This window comes from Microbacterium thalassium (assembly GCF_014208045.1).
Lineage (GTDB): Bacteria > Actinomycetota > Actinomycetes > Actinomycetales > Microbacteriaceae > Microbacterium > Microbacterium thalassium.
The window spans coordinates 732,477-750,591 of the sequence record NZ_JACHML010000001.1; the positions used below are offsets into that span (position 1 = coordinate 732,477).

Here is an 18,115-nt window from a genome sequence, read left to right on the forward strand (position 1 = left end):
CGTGGAGCGAGTGAGCGGGGCGATCCGGATCGGGCAAGCGGGGATCACCCTCGTGCTGCTCGTGATCGCCGGCATCCGCGCGATCGCGGCCGAGACGCCGACCGTGGCGGTGCTCGCCATGGCTCTCGCGTTCGGCGGATGGTACGCCGCGGGCCTGCTCTGGGGAGATCGCACGCGCAACCCTGTCGTCGCGACATGGTGGCTCACGGGGCTCGTGCTGATCTGGGCCGCGTCCGTCATCGTCTCGGCGGAGTTCGTGTGGCTCGCCTTTCCGCTGTGGCTGCTCGCGGGGTTCATCCTGCGACTGCCGTGGGCGATCGCGCTCAGCGCGGTGATCCTCGCGATCGCCGTCGCGGCACCGATCCTGCACACCGGGAGGACCGACTACGCGAGCGTGATCGGGCCGCTCGTCGGGGGAGTATTCGCGCTGGGAATGGCGCGCGGCTACGTCGCGCTCGTCCGGGACGGCCGCGAGCGGCGACGCCTCATCGCCTCGCTCGTCGCCGCGCAGGAGGAGACGGCCGCGCTGCAGGACGAACTCGCCCGCACGCAGCGCGACACCGGCGCGGGCCTCGAGCGCACGCGCCTGTCACGCGACATCCACGACACCGTCGCGCAGAGCCTGTCGTCGATCGGCATGATTGCGCGAGCGGCACGCGCCGGCGACAGCGCTGAGACGGACCGCGCACTGTCGCAGATCGAGCAGCTGTCCCACGAAGGACTCGTCGACACGCGGAGGATCGTGGGGGCACTGGCGCCCGCGGAGCTGGAGGGCTCGGCACTCGGCGACGCCTTGCGACGGATGCTGGCGCGCATGGAGGCCGAGACCGGGATCCGCGCCGAGCTGCGCATCGACGAGACGGCGCCCGCCCTGCCGATGGCGGCGGAGGTCGCGCTCCTGCGCACCGCCCAGTCGGCGCTCGCGAACGTCCGCGCCCACGCGCGCGCTCGCCGCGTCGTGGTGAGCCTGGCGGATGCCGGCGACGCCGTGCGACTCGACATCGCGGACGACGGTATCGGGTTCGATGCGACCCGGTGGCAGGCCGCACGGCCGCGCCCCGACGACAGCGGCTACGGGCTGCGTGCCATGCGCGCACGGCTCCGGGAACTCGGCGGCGACCTCGACGTCGAGAGCACGCCCGGCGACGGGGCCGCGCTGTCGGCATCGGTCCCCATAGCCCCGAAGAGCGCCGAATGAGCGCCGTGCGGGTCGTGCTCGTCGACGATCACCCGATCGTCCGTGCCGGGCTGCGCGCGCTCTTCACCGGGGATCAGAGCGTCGAGATCGTCGCCGATGCCGCATCCGGGGAGGAGGCGGTCGATCTCGCCCAGCGCCTGCACCCGGACGTCGTGCTGTGCGACCTGCGCCTGGGCGAGGGCATGGACGGCGTCCGGACGACCGCGGCGCTGCGCGCGCTCGAGACGCCGCCCGCCGTCGTGATCCTCACGACGTTCGACCGTGACGCCGAGATCCTGGGGGCCGTGGAGGCGGGTGCCTCGGGGTATCTCCTCAAGGACGCGCCCACCGAGCAGATCGCCGCGGCCATCCGGCAGGCGGCGGAGGGGCGGCTGGTGCTGTCGCCCGAGCTGAGCGAACGCGTCGGACAGGCGATGCGCGCGCCGCGCGTGAAGCTCACCGAGCGCGAACTCGACGTGCTGCGACTGCTCGAGACCGGGGCCTCGAACCGCGAACTCGCGAAGGAGCTGTTCGTCACCGAGGCGACCGTGAAGACCCACCTCGTGCACGTCTTCGACAAGCTGGGCGTCGACAGCCGTTCGCGGGCCATTGCGGTCGCCCGGGAACGCGGCATCCTCTGACCCCACGGATCTCAACCTTTCGGTTGATCCCCCGCGGCGGCGTCCGGGCGAATCTGGAGGTCGACGTCGAAAGGATCTGCATGCGTCGCCTGTTCATCGCCTCGTTCGCCTACATGATCGCCGGAGTGCTCTCGGGCCTCTTCTACCGCGAGTTCACCAAGCTCAACGGATTCCCCGAGGGAGCGAGCACGCAGCTCGGCCTCGTGCACACCCACCTGCTGACGCTGGGGTTCATCGTGCTGCTCGTCGTGCTCGCGCTCGACAAGCTGTTCGCGCTGTCGCGCAGCCGCCTGTTCGGCTGGTTCTTCTGGCTCTACAACGCCGGAGTGACTCTGACCGCGGGGATGCTGATGTGGCACGGCAGCCTCACCGTGCTGGGGCTCGAATCGAGCAAGATGATCGCGGGCATCGCCGGCACCGGCCACATGCTGCTCGCCGCCGCGATGGTGCTGCTGTTCCTCGCGCTCGGGCGCGCGATCGCCCGCGACCGGGCAGCGGCCACCTCCGCCGACACCGTCAGCGCCCTCTCCGCCTGACCGTGGGCACCGGGGGCATCGACGGATGTCCCCGGCGCCCACCAGGATGGGACGCACCCCTCGCTGTGAGTCCCAAGGAGTCGAGTCCATGACCAAGTACCTGATCTCGTTCCCCAGCGCGGCGATGGTCTTCCCCGAGGAAGACCTGCCGGACGTGGCGAATGCCGCGCACGCCGTCGTCCGCGAAGCCAAGGAGGCCGGTGTCTGGGTCTTCGGCGGCGGCATCGACGAAGACGTGCCTCCGGTCATGGTCGACGCCGAGGGCGCGGTGACCGACGGCACCTACCCGCAGACGGCGCGCATCGAGGGCGGGTACACCGTCCTCGACGTCCCGTCGCGGGAGGCTGCCCTGGAGTGGGCGGCGAAGTTCGCGAAGGCGTGCCGGTGCGCGCAGGAAGTGCGCGCGTTCCAGTACGACCCCGAGAGCTAGGACTGGCGCTCGTCCGCGTCCCGCGCGGCCGACTCGGCCAGGGTCCGCAGCGTCTCGAGCGAGTGCGACCAGTACGCCTCGTACCTCGCCACCCAGGGTGCGAAGGCGTGCGCGAACCCGGCGGGGTCGATCCGGTACAGCTGGTTGCGGCCCTCGCGCGTCGCGGTGACGAGTCCGGCCGCGCGCAGCGCCATCAGGTGCTTCGAGATGCCGGAGGCCACGAGATCGGGGAACTCCGCGGCGAGCTGGCCCACCGTCCGAACGCCGTGCGCGGCGAGCAGATCGAGGATGCGGCGTCGCGTCGGGTCGGCGAGGACCCGGAATGCGTCGTCGGCGTCATTCACCCGACATCACCACGGTCGCCAGCTTCTCGAGCAGCCGGTGACGGTCGGCGCCCCGCTCGTACGCGGCATACGTGCCCTCCCAGCCCGGCTTGCCGATGCCGGCGAAGCCGTCGTGCGTGAGCGTCACGCGCGTTCCGGTCGCGCTCGCGGCGAGTTCGATCATGAGCCGGCCCGGATGCACCCAGCCGGCGTCCTCCTCGAGCCATGAGAGCACCATCCTGCCCTCGGGCACGAGTTCGAGCACGGTGCCGCTGATCCACGTCTCGCCGTCCTCACTGAGGGTGCGGAACGCTCCGCCGACCGTGAGCTCGATGGTCAGATCGGGGCGGAACCACCGGCGCAGCGCGTCCTGCGACTCGAACCAGCGCCACACGACGCTCGGCGGCGCCTGGATCTCGAGGGAGCGGATGACTTCAGGCATCGTGACCTCCACATGCATTACCGATTGGTAAGTATTACTGTATGGTAAGATATTTGGGGTGGAACCCCCGGAACGCACTCCGATCGGGAAGGCCCCTCCCGCCGAGCCGCCTCGGCTTCGACAATGGGGTGATGACCCGGACCGCCCGCGCGACCTCACGATCGTTCGCCGCCCTCACAGCCGTCGCCATCGCGCTGACCGTGGCCGGCTGCACGGCCGAGCCGGCAGCGCCGCAGGTCCGCGCGTCCGACGTCGTCGTGGAGACGGTGACGACCGACCTCGCCGCACCGTGGTCGGTCGCGTTCCTCTCGGACGGAACGCCTCTCGTGAGCGAGCGCGACACCGCGCGCATCCTCGAACTCGCCGCCGACGGCTCGGCGCGTGAGGTCGGAGTCGTCGCGGGCGTGCAGAACGCCGGCGAGGCGGGGCTGCTCGGTCTCGCCGTCGATGACGCCGACCGGCTGTACGCGTACTCGACGGCGTCGGACGGCAACCGCATCCAGCGATTCACGCTCTCGGGACAGCCGGGGTCGCTGGCGCTGGGCGAGCCCGAGACGATCATCGAGCGGATGCCGGCGGCACGCAACCACGACGGCGGGCGCATCGCCTTCGGTCCCGACGGCATGCTGTACGTCACCGTCGGCGACGCCGGAGACCGCGCGAGCGCCCAGGACCTCGACGTCCTCGCGGGCAAGATCCTGCGCATGACCCCCGACGGCGCCGTGCCGGACGACAACCCGTTCACCGGCTCGCTCGTCTACAGCTACGGGCACCGCAACCCGCAGGGGCTCGCGTGGACCGAGGACGGCACGCTGTTCGCGGCCGAGTTCGGCCAGGACACATGGGACGAGCTGAACATCATCGAACCCGGCGCCAACTACGGCTGGCCCGAGGTCGAGGGCGCCGCCGGCCGAGACGAATTCGTCGACCCGGTTCAGCAGTGGAACCCCGACGACGCCAGCCCCAGCGGCATGGCGCGGCTCGGCGACACCCTCTACATCGCGAACCTGCGCGGGCGGGTGCTGCGCGCGGTGCCCATCGCCGATCCGACGACGCACACCGACTGGTTCTCGGGCGAGTACGGACGGCTGCGGGCGGCCGAGGTGGCCCCCGACGGATCCCTGTGGGTGCTCACCAACAACACCGACGGCCGCGGATCGCCGACGCCCGGCGACGACAGGATCCTGCGCATCGAGCCGTGACGACGCCGCGGACTTGACCTTGACACGGTGTCAAGGTCTTGAGTTGATTGCAGGAGGTGTCCACGATGACCACGACCACCATGACCCCGAACGCCGCGTCGCCGAGCGACCGACTCCGTGCGGCACTCGCCCACGACGCATCCTCGGCGCGCCTGCAGGCGGCGCTCGCAGCGGGCACCGCACCCGATGCGGCCTACGTCGAGGCGCTCATCGCGCGCTGCGCCGTCGAGCCCGACTTCTTCGTGCGCGACATGCTGACGTGGGCGCTGCTCCGGCATCCGGCTGAGGCGACCGTGACCCGTCTTCTCGACGAGGCGCGTTCGCAGACCGCTCAAGCCCGCAGCCAGGCGCTGCACACCCTGTCGAAGATCGGCGATCCGCGCGGGTGGGCGGCGATCAGCGCCGGCGCCCTCGCCGACCCCGACGACGTCGTCGCCGCGACCGCATGGCGCGCCGCGGTGCGCCTCGTGCCGTCGGGCGGTGAGTCGGCGCTCGCCGCAGACCTCGCCGAGCACTTCGGGCGCGGCGACCGCGACCTGCAGCTGAGCCTCAGCCGGGCCCTCGTCGACCTCGGCGAGCCGGCGGATGCCGCCATCGACGCCGGGGCGGTGCATGCCGACCCGCGCATACGCGCACACGCGATCGCCACGCGGCGCCTGCGCGAGGACCCCGACACCGCCTTCGACGCCGCCATCGCGGACGCGAAGCGCTTCGTGGCCCTGGCGAACGCGCCGACCCCGAGGGACTGACGTGCTGATCGGCGAGGTGTCCAAGCGCACGGGCATCAGCGCCCGCATGCTTCGCCACTACAACGCCATCGGCCTGGTCGAGCCGAGCGGCCGGACGACCGGAGGGTACCGCGAGTACTCCGGCGCAGACCTGCGCCGGCTGTTCCACGTGGAGTCCCTCCGGTCGCTCGGGCTGCCGCTCGCGGACGTCGCCCGCGCGCTCGACGACCCGGCCTTCGCCCCCGCCGCGCTCGTCGACGAGCTGATCGCGAAGACACGGGAGCGGATCGAGCGCGAGCGCGAGCTGCTCGCGCGCCTCACCGACGTGCGAACCGGCGAGCCTGCGGGGTGGGACGACGTTCTCGACCTCGTCGCGCTGCTGAGAGGTCTGGAGGCGGCGACCCCCGAGGTCCGTCAGCGCGCGGCTCTGGCGGACGACCGTTCGCGGGTGCCGGCTTCGACGCTCGCCGAGGCTGTCCTCGCCGAGCCCGACCCGAACGTCGCCGGGGCGCTGCAGTGGGCGCTCGCACGCTCGCCCGGTGACGCGGTGCCGGTGCTCGCGAACGCCCTCGCCGCAAGCGACGCGGAGGTGCGTCGCCGAGCCGTCCACGCACTGGCGAAGCTCGAGGGCGGCGAGGCGGAAGCGGCTCTCGCTCGCGCGCTCGAGCATCCAGACGAGATCGTGCGGGCACGGGCGGCGCTCGTCGTGGGCGCCCGCGGAGGCGAGAGCGCCGCAGGCGTCCTCGTGCGGATGATCGCGACCGGCATCGACGACGTGGACGCGGCCGACGTGCTCGGGAGGCTCGCGACAGCGCACGACATGGCGCACGGCGTCGCCGCCGAACTCCGCACGGAACTGGAGCGCCCTGGCGCCAGCGCCGATGCGCGCGTGCGCGTGACGCAGGCTCTCGCCGAGCTCCCGCCCGACGCCGTGAGCGGCATCCTCGCCGAGCTCACGACAGACGAGGACCCCCGCGTCGCCCTCATCGCCTCGTACCTCTCGCGGGACGACCGCGCGGATCGGTCAGGATTCGAGAAGCCGTCGCCGGGCACGCCCCGTAGCGTGGACCCCGATGGGCGCGAGAGCCCGGACCCAGGAAGGTGACACCCATGGCGAAGGAATCCAGCGGAGGCTTCTCGGCCGACGAGAAGGCCGCGATGAAGCAGCGCGCCGCCGAGCTGCGCGCGGAAGAGAAGCGCGGCAAGGATCGCGCCGCAGGGCTCGCCGCCGTCGAGGAGGCGATCGCGGCGCTGCCGGCCGACGACAAGGACCTCGCCGAGCGACTGCACGCCCTCGTCACCGAGGTCGCTCCCGACCTCGACCCCAAGACCTGGTACGGCTTCCCCGCCTACGCCCGCACGGGCAAGGTCGTCGTCTTCTTCAAACCCGCGTCGAAGTTCAAGAGCCGCTACGCGTCGGTGGGCTTCGAAGAGGCCGCGAACCTCGACGACGGTCCGCTGTGGGTGACGTCCTACGCGATCGTCGGGTGGGACGACGCCGTCGAGAAGACGCTGCGCGACCAGGTCGCCCGCGCGGCGAGCTGACGCCGGCACCGACCACGCGGGTCGCATTGGCCCGCGACGTCCCGCATCCGCAGCGCATACCGTGGCAGGCATGAAGCGAGAGTTCCGTCAGATCGACGTGTTCGGGCAGGACCCGTACACCGGCAACCCTGTCGCCGTCGTGCTCGACGCCGACGGCGTCGACACCGAGGACCTGCGCCGGTTCTCGGTGTGGTCCAACCTGTCGGAGTGCACGTTCGTGCTGCCGCCGACCGATCCGGCCGCGGATTACCGTGTGCGCATCTTCAACCTCGCGATCGAGCTGCCGTTCGCCGGCCACCCCACGCTCGGCACCGCGCGGGCCTGGCTCGACGCCGGAGGCGTGCCCGCCACTCCGGGGGTCGTCGTACAGGAGTGCGGCGTGGGGCTCGTGCCGATCCGCATCGACGGCGAGACGCTCGCGTTCGTCGCGCCGCCGCGCCTGCGCACGGGCCCGGTCGACGCGGAACTCGTCGCGACCGTGGCCGCGATCCTCGGCATCCGCCCCGAAGAGATCGCCGCGGCGGAGTGGCTCGACAACGGCCCCGGCTGGATCGGCATCCTGCTCGACGATGCCGACGCCGCGCTCGCACTCACGCCGGACGTGTCCGGGCACCCGGGCCCGTGGGACATCGGGGTCATCGCACCGATCGCGGGAGCGGAGGCGGACGCCCCGGCGTTCGAGCTGCGCGGGTTCTTCACCGACGGCACCGGACCGCTCATCGAGGACCCCGTCACGGGCAGCCTCAACGCCGCCGCGGCGCAGTGGCTGCTGGCGAGCGGCCGCGCGACGGCGCCGTACACGGCGCGGCAGGGCACGGCGCTCGGGCGGAAGGGCGTCATCCGCATCACGGAGTCAGACGGCGACATCTGGGTCGGCGGCCGCACGCACGTCGCCCTGTCGGGAACCGCCGACCTCTGACTCGCTACGCTCGATCGCATGGCGAGCCGAAGCGATGCGGAGTGGTACTGGTCCGACGAGGGCGTGAATTTCCACACCCGCAAATGGGTGCGCCCCGAAGACCTCAACGCCAACGGCTCGCTGTTCGGCGGGAGCCTGCTGCGCTGGATCGACGAAGAGGCGGCGATCTATGCGATCATCCAGCTCGGCAATCACCGGGTCGTCACGAAGCTCATCTCCGAGATCAACTTCGAGGCCTCGGCGCTGCAGGGCGACCTCATCGAGATGGGGCTGACGGCGACGCACTTCGGCCGCTCGTCGCTGACGATGCGGGCCGTCGTGCGCAACATGATCACGCGCGAGCGCATCCTGACGATCGAGCGGATCGTGTTCGTGAGCCTCGGCGAGGACGGCAAGCCCAAGCCGCACGGCTACAGCGCCATCACCTACGACCGGGATCGGATGCCGCGCGAGCACCCCGCCACCGGCACGGTGAAGCTGCCCCCCGCCTGAGTCCGGGGCTCCGAACGCAGACCTAGGCTGGACGCATGAGCCGCACCCTCGTCGAGCGCCTCGACATCTCGGGCACCCACAACTTCCGCGCGGTCGCGCCCGACGGCATCCGCCCCGGGCGCCTGTACCGGTCCGACGCCATCGCCCGTCTCGGCGACAGCGGCCGCACGCAGCTCGCGGACCTCGGCATCCGCCGCATCCTCGACCTGCGCACCGAAGAAGAGGTGGCGCAGCAGCCCGACGACGTGGACGCCGAGATCGTCGAGGTCATCGCCAGTCCGTTGTACGCGGGGTCGCTGGCCTCGATGCTGCAGCCCGGCTTCGGCATCACCGACCTGTACCGCCTGCTGATCGAGGACACCGGGCCGGCGATCGCCGACGCGCTGCACCGCATCACGGATGCCGACGGCGCCGTGCTCGTGCACTGCACGGCCGGCAAGGACCGCACCGGGATCGTCGTCGCGCTCGCCCTCGCCGTCGCCGGCGTCGAGCGCGACGTGATCGTGGCCGACTACGCCAGCACCGAGGACTTCCTCGCCGGCGAGTGGGCCGAGGCGATGATCGCGCGCGTGCGGGCGTACGGCGTCGAGCCGAGCGCGGAGCTCACCGAGATCCTCGTCGCCAGCCCGGCGCCGGCGATCGAGCACGTGTTCGCCCTCATCGAGGACACGCACGGCGGCCTCGAGGTCTACCTCGACCGGATCGGGTTCGCGGCCGACGCACGGGCGCGCCTCGCCTCGGTTCTGCGGGAGATCGACGCCGCCGAGTGACGTTCGGGCGCGGATCGATGCCGCCGGCCGGAACGCGATGCGCCTGCCTGCCGGCGAACGCCGCCACAATGGGACGATGGACGCCCGCGTGCCCACGATGACCCAGTTGCCGCCGCCGCAGTTCGTGATGTCGGCCGAAGGGCACCGCATCGCGACCTACACGTGGGGGGACCCCGACGCGGAGCCGGTGCTGTGCGTGCACGGGTTCGCGTCGAGCTGCCGCGACAACTGGGTGGCGACCGGGTGGGTGCGCGACCTGCTGCGCGCCGGCTACCGCGTCATCGGCGTGGACCAGCGCGGCCACGGAGCCAGCGACAAGCCGCACGCGCCGCGCGAGTACTCGATGGACGCGTTCGTGTCGGACCTGATGATCGTGCTCGACACGTACCTGCTCGACACCGTCCGCTACGTCGGCTACTCGCTGGGCGCACGCGTCGGGTGGCAGTTCGCGGTCGACGCCGCCACGCGCGTGGACCGCGCCGTGCTCGGCGGCATCCCGGACGGGCGCCCGCTCGCCCGCCTGCAGATCGAGCAGGCCCGCGCCTATGCGCTGCACGGGGAGCCGGTGCACGATCCCGTCACCCGCAACTACGTCACCCTCGCCGAGCGCGTGCCCGACAACGACCTGCGCGCTCTGGTGGCGCTCGCCGAGGGCATGCGTCGCGGCGAAGCCGACCCCGACCCCGACAAGCCGCCGCGGCAGCGGATCCTGTTCGCCACCGGCACCGACGACGCCATCATCGAGCGGTCGCGGGGCCTCGCGGCCGCGACCCCGCGCGGCACGTTCGCCGAGATCCCGGGACGCCACCACTTCAATGCACCGGGGTCGCGCGACTTCCGCCGCATGGCGGTGTCGTTCCTGCGGAGCGAGTGATCCGCCGCGCCCGACGCCCAGCGAGCCGAAAGGCGAGACGAACCACCGTCTCCCTGCGTAGCCTGGCTCCATGCTGATCGTCGGTTCGATCGTCATCCGCGTCGAGGATCTCGACGACCAGATCGCCTTCTGGACCCGGGCGCTCGACTACGTCGTCCGCGAACCGCGCGGCGACGACTTCGCGCTGCTGTCGCCCCGGGCGGGGTCCGGGCCGAACCTGTCGCTCGACGCGGTGCCGTCCGAGCGCGTTCTTCCGCCGCGCATCCACCTCGACCTGTACGCCGAGGACTGGCGCGCCGACATCGAGCGCCTCCTCGGCCTGGGCGCCGCGCGGGTGGAATGGAGCCGGATGCCGCCCGACGCCGACTACGTGATCATGGAGGACCCCGAGGGCAATCGGTTCTGCGTCATCGACGCGGCCGAGTGGCCGGGCTGGGCCCGTGTCGGGGCTCGCGAGTAGCGTTCGACCATGCCGACCGACCAGGCGCTCCTGACGTGGATGCTCGATTCCGACCCCGCCCTGCGCTGGCAGGTCGAGCGGGATCTCGCGCACGAGCCGCGCGCGGTGTGGCAGGCGACGCGCGCCCGCGTGCCCGACGAGGGGTTCGGCGCGGCGCTCCTGGCGGAGCAGGACGCCGACGGGCAGTGGGCGGGCGGGGCGTTCTTCCCCGCGGACTTCGACTTCGACGGCCCCGAGGCGGCCCCCGGCGCCGGGCAGCCGTGGACGGCGACGACATGGTCGCTGAAGTCCCTGCGCGAATGGGGCGTCGCGCCCGAGCGGCTGGAAGGGACCGTCGAGAAGCTGCGGGCGCACTGCACGTGGGAGTACGACGACCTGCCGTTCTGGGACGGCGAGGTCGACGCGTGCATCAACGCGTGGACGCTCGCCGCCGGCGCCTGGCTCGGCGCCGACGTCACCGGCATCGCCCAGTGGTTCGTCGATCACCAGATGGACGAGGGCGGCTGGAACTGCGAGTGGGTCGAGGGCTCGACGCGCGCCTCGTTCACCTCGACGCTGAACTCGATCGAGGGGATCCTCTCCTACGAGCAGGCGACCGGGGGCACGCCCGAGCTGCGGGCGGCGCGCACAGCGGGCGAGGAGTACCTGCTGCGACGCCGGCTGCTGTACCGGCAGACGACGGGCGAGCTGTTCGCGCCGTGGGCGGTGCGCTTCGCGTATCCGTTCCGCTCGTTCTACAGCGCGCTGCACGCCGTCGACTACTTCCGCGCGGCATCGCTGCACGACGGCGTCCCGCCCGACGAGCGCATCGCCGACGCGGTCGAGGTGATCCGCGCCGCCCGTCGCCCCGACGGGGCGTGGGAGCAGGAGCGCCGGCATCCCGGTCGCGTGTGGTTCGAGATCGACGTCCCCGCCGGGGAGCCCTCGAAGTGGCTGACGTTCCATGCGCTGCGGGCGCTCGAGTGGTGGGATGCGGCGCACGCCGGAGCCACGGACGGCGCGGGCTGAGCCGCGGGCGGGGGTTCCGGCCCTGACCGGCGCTTCCTCGCGCCGACGTAGACTGGAGAGGTCCGTGCCGTTCGGCACCCGCTCGCTCCACCAGGACCCTCGTGACCTCCACTCCCGCCCGCCGCACCTTCGACGTGCGCCACGTGCAGTTCGCGCGCGCCGCCTTCCTCGCGCTCGCGGCGGTCATGATCACGTTCTCTCCCGACCACTCGGCGGCCGTCGGCCTCGCGGTCTTCTCGGGCTTCGCGATCGCGACCGGCCTGGTGCTGCTGATCGCGCTGTGGCTGGTGTACGCGGCGGGACGACGCATGACCCCGGCCCTGCTCGGCATCGCGACCCTCGTGGCGGGAATGGCGGGCGGCCTGCAGCCGCTGCGCACCGTGGCCGGGTACTTCGTGATCGTGATCGCCTGGGCGCTCGTCGCCGGCGCGATCGAGACGGTCTGGGGCGCCCGCGCGCTGCGCCTTTCGGGACGCGCGGTCGACCCGCAGCGCCCGTGGGAGCAGGACGCGATCGCCGCGGCCGGCGCCGTGCCGCGCGGCGAGGCCCGCGACGCGCTCACGGTCGGCATCCTCACGCTGGTCCTCGGCGTCGCGCTCGTGTTCGTGCCCTGGGACTACGCGCTCGAGTACACGATCGACCAGGCGGGTCAGACCTTCACGCTCACCGGCATCACGATCGGCGTCGGGATCTTCGGCGGCTATGCCGCGATCACCGCCGTCTACCTCGCCATCGCGGGCTTCTCGCCCCGCGCCCCCGAACCGCTCACCGACGAGGCGACGGCCGCGTCCGCCGCCGACCCCAAGGAACTCCCGTGACTGAAGAACGCCCCACCCGCCGCGACATCCTCAAGCCTGTTCAGCTGCTCGGGCTCGCGTTCGGCGCGGCGCTGTTCGCGGGCGTCATCACGCTCATCTCGATGGGGTTCTTCCAGCAGCGCGGCGACGCCATGAACGCGATCGTGGTGGCCCTCGTCATCGCCGGGGTCTCGTTCATCGCGGTGCTCGTCATCGTGTCGCTGCTGCTGCTCGCCGTCGACCCGTCGAAGGTCGCCGAGCCGGTCGACAAGCCGGTGCTCCTCCCCGACGAGGACGACGACGCGGATGCCGCCGGCGACACCAAGGCCGACGGCAAGGCCTGACGTACCTCGGCCCTGATCAGCCCAGTTCGTCGACCAGCTTCGACGCGAGGCCCGCGTAGGTCGCGGGGGTGAGCTCGAGCAGGCGCGCCTTGGCGGCGTCGCCGATATCGAGGCCCTGCACGAAATCGGCGAGCTCCGGCCCGCCGACGCGGCGACCGCGCGTGAGGTCCTTCAGCAGCGCGTAGGGGTCGCTGATCTGCGAGCGGCCGGCGGCGATCTCGGCGCGCACGACGGTCTGGATCGCCTCGGCGAGGACCTCCCAGTTCGCGTCGAGGTCGGCGTCGAGCACCGCCTGCGCGAGCGAGATCTCGCCGAGACCGCGCAGCAGGTTGTCCAGGGCGAGCAGCGAGTGGCCGAACGCGACGCCGATGTTGCGCTGCGTCGTGGAGTCGGTGAGATCGCGCTGCATGCGCGAGGTCACGAGCGTCTGCGACAGCGTCGAGAGGATGCCGCCGGAAATCTCGAGATTGGCCTCGGCGTTCTCGAAGCGGATCGGGTTGATCTTGTGGGGCATCGTCGAGGACCCGGTGGCGCCCGCGACGGGGATCTGCGAGAAGAAGCCCAGCGAGATGTAGGTCCAGATGTCGGTGGCGAGGTTGTGCAGGATGCCGCCGGCGTGCCGCACGCGGTCGTACAGCTCGACCTGCCAGTCGTGCGACTCGATCTGCGTGGTGAGGATGTTGAAGTCCAGCCCCAGCCCCTCGATGAACGAGCGGGAGACCTCGGGCCAGTCGACGTCGGGAGCCGCGGCCAGGTGGGCCGACCACGTGCCGGTCGCGCCGGAGAACTTCGCGAGGAAGGCGCCGCCGGCGATCTGGTCGGCCACGCGGTCGAGCCGCCACGCGAAGACGGCGAGTTCCTTGCCCATCGTCGACGGCGTCGCCGGCTGACCGTGGGTGCGCGACAGCATCGCGGCGTCGCGGTGGTTGACCGCGAGGTCCGTGAGCGCCTCGATGACGCTCTGGAGCTTGGGCAGCCACACCGCCTCGACGGCGCGCCTCACCGTGAGCGCGTAGGCGGTGGAGTTGATGTCCTCGCTCGTGCAGGCGAAGTGCGTGAGCTCGGCGACCGCGTCCAGGCCCAGCGTCGACAGCCGGTCGCGCACGAGGTACTCGACGGCCTTGACGTCGTGGCGGGTCACCGCCTCCTTCTCGGCGAGCCAGTCGATCTCGGTCTGGCCGAACTCCCGGTACAGGGCGCGCAGGCGCGCCTTGTCGTCGTCCGACAGCGGCGACGTGCCGAACAGCGAGCGGTCGGTGAGGGCGATGAGCCACTCGACCTCGACCTCGACGCGGGCGCGGTTGAGCCCGGCCTCCGACAGGTAGTCGGCGAGGGGCGCGACGGCGGCGCGGTAGCGGCCGTCGAGCGGGCTGAGGGGCTGAGGGGGGAGAGAGGTCACGGGACTCCCGTCGTGGTTTCGCGTCGTGGCGCGGCGAAGGGCCGGCGTCACACCGCCGGACGGATCGCGGGTTCGAGCTGCCGGAAGAGCGCCCGGCTCGCACCCTCGATCATACCGAGCACCTCATCGAACATCCCGGGCCCGGCGTAGTACGGGTCGGGGATGTCGAGCGTCGGCGCGTTCGGGTCGAACGACATCAGGAGCGCGATCTTGTCGGCGTCCGATTCCCGGCGCGCCCACCCGCGCAGGATGCGCTCGTGTGTGCGGTCCAGCGCCACGACCAGGTCGCTGCGGGCGAAGTCCTGCTGCGTGAACTGCCGCGCGCGATGGTGGGAGCCGTCGTAGCCGCGTCGGGCGAGCGAGTCGAGCGTGCGCTGATCGGCCTGCTCGCCGACGTGCCAGTCGCCCGTTCCGGCGCTCGTCGACGCCACGCGGGATCCGAGGCCGGCCGCGTCGGCCAACCCACGGAAGACCACGTCGGCCATCGGGGATCGGCAGATATTGCCTGTGCACACGAACACCACGCGAAACGGGTCGGCGGCGCTGGCGGTCATGACCTCCATTGTGTGCACGCCGACGGCCTGCTGAACAGTCCGAGGTTTACCGAATCGGGGTCCGAGGCCCGTCTCCTCCCCAACGGTCACGGCGAAGCGGGTTCTCACAGGTCCGCGTCGCCCGTCGCGAACCGCCCGGACGCGCCCGGCACGATGGCCGGCATGACGGTCACGCTCTGCACCCAGACGGCATCGGCGGCGGCCGACGCGCACCGGCTCGACATCGTGCTGCGAGAGCTCGAGAAGCTCATCGATCGGCTCGCTGAGGCGGGCCTGGAGTCCGGCGGGCTGGCGGCGCTCACCGACTGGTCGGCGACGGCCGCGCGCGCGTTCCACGACGAGGCCGAGACCTGGGCCGTCGACGTCCGCGCGCTCGAGGGCGTCGCGATCGACCTGCGCGCCGATGTGTGGATCGCCCGGCAGCGTGCGGCGGCGGCGATCGGGCCATGGTGCCGATGAGCGACGACGAGCCGCTGCAGATCACCGGGGGCGGCGCCATCGCGGTCGACACCGACACGCTGCGGCACACCGCCGCGCGGTTCGCGCTCGCCGGGACCGACCTCGAGGACGTGTGCGCGGGGCTCGGGCCGCTCGCCAACATGCTGGCCGAGCAGCACGCCGTGGCGTGGGATGCCGCGTGCGCGGCGTCCGCGCTCGCCGCACGCATCCGCGGGGCGATCGACGGCGCCGCCGTCATCGCGGGGCGGTTGCGCGAGACGGCTGCGGTCTACGAGCTGGTCGAGCTGAACGTCGAGCACCGGGCGGCGTTCTTCGCCGGCGACCACGCCGCGATGGCACGCATCGACGCACGCCGCGCCGACATCGTCGCCGACCATCCCGGTGCGGGATGGGCGGCGTTCGAGGCCGAGTCGGGGCGCGCGATCATGTGGCCCGGCGACCTCGTGCGCCAGGCGACCGAGGCGGGAGTGGACATCGGCGGGCTGCTCGGACCGGAAGGGGGGATCGTCGGCGGCGTCGCCCTGGGCGGTGGCGCGATCCTCGCGACCGCCGTGACCGGCATCGGCGGATTCGGCATCGTGCCGAGGGATGCGCGCCTGACGGGGCCGGCCCAGGCCGTGACGCTCGTGCCGGTCGCACCGGCGCCGACGACGCCGGGCGCACCGCAGGGGCTCAGCAGCGCCGCCGAGCGCATTCCGCGGGACGGCGACGCGCGCGTGCGCGTCGAGAAGTACACGATGGCCGACGGCACGAACCAGTTCGCGGTGTACGTCGCCGGCATGCGCTCGGCGGGCATCGGGGGCGAGGAGCCGTGGGACGGGCAGTCGAACCTGGAGCTGTACAGCGGGCAGCGGTCGGCGTCGTACCAGGCGACGGTCGACGCGCTCGCGGCCGCCGGGGCCGAGCCGGGCGACGTCGTGCACGCGTTCGGGCACTCCCAGGGGGCGATGGTGGCGTCGCGGCTGGCCCTCGAGGAGGAGTACGACACCCGCACGCTCGTGACGTTCGGCTCGCCGATCGATGCGGACGTCGGGACGTCGACCCTGAGCGTGTCGGTCCGCCACACCGACGACCCGGTGGTCGCGCTCGCCGGAGGCGGTCACATGGGCGCCGTCGGCGCCGAGGGGTCGATGGTGATCGAGCGCGAGGCGCATCCTGTCGTCGGACCCGAGGACATGCTCGCGCCCGGGCACGACCTCGTCGGCTACACGAGCACCGCGGCGCTCGTGGACGCGTCGTCGGATCCGCGCGTGGACGCCGTGCGGGACGTGTTCGCGGACCTCCGGCACGCGACGGAGATGGACGTTTTCGAGTTCGCCGCGACGCGGGACGACTCCGGTCCGTCTGCCGTGCCGCCGGTGATGGGGTGACCCGCCGAAACGGCGACGGAACGCCCCCGCACCGAGACCGGCGCGGGGGCGTTCTCCGGCGACGGCGGAGGCGGTCAGTCCTTGTCGGGCCGCAGGATGAGGCCGAAGATCCAGTTGAGCAGCGAGATGATGATCGCCGCGACGACGCCCCACCAGAAGTCCTCGACGCGCAGTCCCCAGTCCCAGAACGAGGTGATCCAGGCGGTCAGCCACAGCAGGAACGCGTTGATGATGAGGCCGATCAGGCCCAGGGTCAGGATGTACAGCGGGAACGCCAGCACCTTGATGACCGTCCCGATGATGGTGTTGACCAGCGCGAAGATGGCGGCGACCGCCAGCAGGGTCAGCACCAGCTGCAGCGTCTCGCCCGGGGGGAAGGCGATGACGGTGACCTGCAGAGCGGGGATCAGGGTGACGATCCAGATGGCGAACGCATTGATGACGACGCGGATGAGGAAGCCCATGGCCCGCAGTCTGTCACGCACCCGCGGCCGCATGCGAGAACGGGCGCGCCGCATAGACTCGTCGGGTGGCTGAGGCATCCGATTTCCCCGTCCGCGTGCGTCCCGAGATCGCGGCGCTGCCGCCGTACAAGCAGGGACGGCAGGCGGCCGCCGACGCGTTCAAGCTGTCGAGCAACGAGAACCCGTTCGAGCCGCTGCCGGGCGTCGTCGACGCCGTGCGGACCGCGACGGCCTACAACCGCTACCCCGACGCGACCGCCGGGCGCCTGCGCGAGGCCCTCGCCGAGCGCTTCGGGGTCACGATCGATCACGTCCACATCGGCGCCGGCAGCGTCTCGATCCTGACCCAGCTGGTGCAGGCCACCGCGGGCTCCGGCGACGAGGTCATGTTCGCGTGGCGCTCGTTCGAGGCCTACCCGTGGCTGGTGGTGCTCGCCGGTGCGAAGCCGGTCATGGTGCCGCTCGCGGAGGGCGCCCGCCACGACCTCGACGCGATGGCGGATGCGGTCACCGAGCGGACCCGCGCGATCATCGTGTGCAGCCCCAACAACCCGACCGGTCCGGTGGTCACGCAGGCCGACTTCGACGCGTTCGTCGCGAAGGTCCCCTCGGACGTCCTCATCATCCTCGACGAGGCCTACGCCGAGTTCGTGACTGACGCCGACGCCGTGGGCGGACTGCGCGAGCTCGGGGCGCCGAACCCCGACAACGTCGTGGTGCTCCGCACCTTCTCGAAGGCGTTCGGACTCGCCGGACTCCGCGTCGGCTACGCGATCGGGCACCCGCGGGTGCTCGACGCCGCCCGCAGCACCGCCATCCCGCTGTCGGTCACCGGGCAGGCCGAGATCGCGGCGCTGGCGAGCCTCGATGCCCAGGACGAGCTGGCCGAGCGCGTCACCGTCGTCGCCGAGCGCCGCGACCGGCTCGCGGCGGGCCTGCGCGCGCAGGGCTGGGCCGTCCCCGAGGCGCAGGGGAACTTCGTGTGGCTGCCCACCGGCGCCGAGACGGCGGCCGTCGCCGACGCGTTCCACGACGGCGGTCTCGTCGTCCGCCCCTTCGCCGGAGAGGGCCTGCGGATCTCGGTCGGCGAAGAGGAGTCTGTCGAGAAGGTCCTAGCCGTCGCGGCATCCGTTGTCGAAGACCTCCCAGAGGGGCACGCGGCGAGGGGCTAGCGTGGAGGG

General features: G+C 72.1%; 24 protein-coding genes. 19 read left to right on the top strand and 5 right to left on the bottom strand.

What is annotated here, in order from left to right; genetic code table 11:
- The first annotated feature begins 1 nt into the window (after nt 1).
- From HD594_RS03435 to HD594_RS03450, 4 genes are all read left to right on the top strand, one after another.
- The gene (locus HD594_RS03435; protein WP_271171288.1) at nt 2-1,198 is read left to right on the top strand and encodes a sensor histidine kinase; all 1,197 of its coding nucleotides are present in this window, start codon (nt 2-4) and stop codon (nt 1,196-1,198) included.
- Nucleotides 1,195-1,818, top strand: coding sequence for a response regulator (locus HD594_RS03440; RefSeq protein WP_184749624.1), 624 nt, complete (start codon nt 1,195-1,197; stop codon nt 1,816-1,818). Before HD594_RS03435 ends, HD594_RS03440 begins: the two co-directional genes overlap by 4 nt.
- A gap of 80 nt (nt 1,819-1,898) precedes the next feature.
- Complete coding sequence (locus tag HD594_RS03445; RefSeq protein WP_184749625.1) at nt 1,899-2,354, top strand: DUF2871 domain-containing protein; 456 nt, start codon at nt 1,899-1,901, stop codon at nt 2,352-2,354.
- Nucleotides 2,355-2,442: 88 nt separating this feature from the next.
- Nucleotides 2,443-2,784: a YciI family protein gene (locus HD594_RS03450; protein ID WP_184749626.1), complete on the top strand. Its 342-nt coding sequence runs from the start codon at nt 2,443-2,445 to the stop codon at nt 2,782-2,784.
- Here the strand turns inward: HD594_RS03450 and HD594_RS03455 are convergent.
- Both HD594_RS03455 and HD594_RS03460 read right to left on the bottom strand, forming a co-directional pair.
- Nucleotides 2,781-3,128: an ArsR/SmtB family transcription factor gene (locus HD594_RS03455; protein WP_184749627.1), complete on the bottom strand. Its 348-nt coding sequence runs from the start codon at nt 3,126-3,128 to the stop codon at nt 2,781-2,783. The two genes, HD594_RS03450 and HD594_RS03455, sit on opposite strands and share 4 nt — an antisense overlap.
- Complete coding sequence (locus tag HD594_RS03460) at nt 3,121-3,549, bottom strand: SRPBCC family protein (protein WP_184749628.1); 429 nt, start codon at nt 3,547-3,549, stop codon at nt 3,121-3,123. Before HD594_RS03460 ends, HD594_RS03455 begins: the two co-directional genes overlap by 8 nt.
- A gap of 131 nt (nt 3,550-3,680) precedes the next feature.
- Between HD594_RS03460 and HD594_RS03465 the strand changes: the two genes are divergently transcribed.
- The 12 genes from HD594_RS03465 (at nt 3,681) to HD594_RS03520 (ending at nt 12,688) form a co-directional block, all read left to right on the top strand.
- On the top strand, nt 3,681-4,751 hold the full coding sequence (locus tag HD594_RS03465; RefSeq protein WP_184749629.1) for a PQQ-dependent sugar dehydrogenase: 1,071 nt from the start codon (nt 3,681-3,683) through the stop codon (nt 4,749-4,751).
- 65 nt (nt 4,752-4,816) lie between these two features.
- Nucleotides 4,817-5,500, top strand: coding sequence for a HEAT repeat domain-containing protein (locus HD594_RS03470; protein WP_246413843.1), 684 nt, complete (start codon nt 4,817-4,819; stop codon nt 5,498-5,500).
- A gap of 1 nt (nt 5,501) precedes the next feature.
- The gene (locus HD594_RS03475) at nt 5,502-6,584 is read left to right on the top strand and encodes a HEAT repeat domain-containing protein (RefSeq protein WP_184749630.1); all 1,083 of its coding nucleotides are present in this window, start codon (nt 5,502-5,504) and stop codon (nt 6,582-6,584) included.
- Between the two features lie 5 nt (nt 6,585-6,589).
- Nucleotides 6,590-7,024 carry an iron chaperone gene (locus HD594_RS03480; protein WP_184749631.1) on the top strand — a complete coding sequence of 145 codons (435 nt, stop codon included), beginning with the start codon at nt 6,590-6,592 and terminating at the stop codon, nt 7,022-7,024.
- A gap of 70 nt (nt 7,025-7,094) precedes the next feature.
- Nucleotides 7,095-7,943: a PhzF family phenazine biosynthesis protein gene (locus tag HD594_RS03485; protein WP_184749632.1), complete on the top strand. Its 849-nt coding sequence runs from the start codon at nt 7,095-7,097 to the stop codon at nt 7,941-7,943.
- Nucleotides 7,944-7,961: 18 nt separating this feature from the next.
- Nucleotides 7,962-8,435 carry an acyl-CoA thioesterase gene (locus HD594_RS03490; protein ID WP_184749633.1) on the top strand — a complete coding sequence of 158 codons (474 nt, stop codon included), beginning with the start codon at nt 7,962-7,964 and terminating at the stop codon, nt 8,433-8,435.
- Between the two features lie 35 nt (nt 8,436-8,470).
- Nucleotides 8,471-9,205 carry a tyrosine-protein phosphatase gene (locus tag HD594_RS03495; RefSeq protein ID WP_184749634.1) on the top strand — a complete coding sequence of 245 codons (735 nt, stop codon included), beginning with the start codon at nt 8,471-8,473 and terminating at the stop codon, nt 9,203-9,205.
- Between the two features lie 76 nt (nt 9,206-9,281).
- Nucleotides 9,282-10,079, top strand: coding sequence for an alpha/beta fold hydrolase (locus HD594_RS03500; protein WP_184749635.1), 798 nt, complete (start codon nt 9,282-9,284; stop codon nt 10,077-10,079).
- A gap of 70 nt (nt 10,080-10,149) precedes the next feature.
- Complete coding sequence (locus tag HD594_RS03505) at nt 10,150-10,539, top strand: VOC family protein (RefSeq protein ID WP_184749636.1); 390 nt, start codon at nt 10,150-10,152, stop codon at nt 10,537-10,539.
- Between the two features lie 9 nt (nt 10,540-10,548).
- A complete protein-coding gene (locus tag HD594_RS03510) occupies nt 10,549-11,547 on the top strand; it encodes a squalene cyclase (RefSeq protein WP_184749637.1) in 999 nt (332 codons plus the stop codon).
- Between the two features lie 101 nt (nt 11,548-11,648).
- The gene (locus tag HD594_RS03515) at nt 11,649-12,365 is read left to right on the top strand and encodes an acyl-CoA synthetase (RefSeq protein WP_184749638.1); all 717 of its coding nucleotides are present in this window, start codon (nt 11,649-11,651) and stop codon (nt 12,363-12,365) included.
- Complete coding sequence (locus tag HD594_RS03520) at nt 12,362-12,688, top strand: amino acid transporter (protein ID WP_184749639.1); 327 nt, start codon at nt 12,362-12,364, stop codon at nt 12,686-12,688. Before HD594_RS03515 ends, HD594_RS03520 begins: the two co-directional genes overlap by 4 nt.
- A 16-nt stretch (nt 12,689-12,704) precedes the next feature.
- Here HD594_RS03520 and purB read toward each other — a convergent pair whose 3' ends face one another.
- Together purB and HD594_RS03530 are read right to left on the bottom strand one after the other, a co-directional pair.
- Complete coding sequence (gene purB, locus HD594_RS03525) at nt 12,705-14,087, bottom strand: adenylosuccinate lyase (RefSeq protein ID WP_184749640.1); 1,383 nt, start codon at nt 14,085-14,087, stop codon at nt 12,705-12,707.
- 47 nt (nt 14,088-14,134) lie between these two features.
- Nucleotides 14,135-14,641, bottom strand: a complete 507-nt coding sequence (locus tag HD594_RS03530; protein WP_184749641.1) for a low molecular weight protein-tyrosine-phosphatase — start codon at nt 14,639-14,641, stop codon at nt 14,135-14,137.
- 162 nt (nt 14,642-14,803) lie between these two features.
- Here HD594_RS03530 and HD594_RS03535 point away from each other — a divergent pair, with 162 nt between their 5' ends.
- Nucleotides 14,804-15,100: a hypothetical protein gene (locus tag HD594_RS03535; RefSeq protein WP_184749642.1), complete on the top strand. Its 297-nt coding sequence runs from the start codon at nt 14,804-14,806 to the stop codon at nt 15,098-15,100.
- Nucleotides 15,097-16,470 carry an alpha/beta hydrolase family protein gene (locus tag HD594_RS03540; protein ID WP_184749643.1) on the top strand — a complete coding sequence of 458 codons (1,374 nt, stop codon included), beginning with the start codon at nt 15,097-15,099 and terminating at the stop codon, nt 16,468-16,470. Before HD594_RS03535 ends, HD594_RS03540 begins: the two co-directional genes overlap by 4 nt.
- Nucleotides 16,471-16,544: 74 nt before the next feature.
- Here HD594_RS03540 and HD594_RS03545 read toward each other — a convergent pair whose 3' ends face one another.
- Nucleotides 16,545-16,934 carry a phage holin family protein gene (locus HD594_RS03545; protein WP_184749644.1) on the bottom strand — a complete coding sequence of 130 codons (390 nt, stop codon included), beginning with the start codon at nt 16,932-16,934 and terminating at the stop codon, nt 16,545-16,547.
- A gap of 65 nt (nt 16,935-16,999) precedes the next feature.
- Between HD594_RS03545 and HD594_RS03550 the strand changes: the two genes are divergently transcribed.
- Entirely contained in the window at nt 17,000-18,106 is a 1,107-nt protein-coding gene (locus HD594_RS03550) for a histidinol-phosphate transaminase (RefSeq protein WP_184749645.1), read from the top strand.
- Nucleotides 18,107-18,115 lie beyond the last annotated feature (9 nt).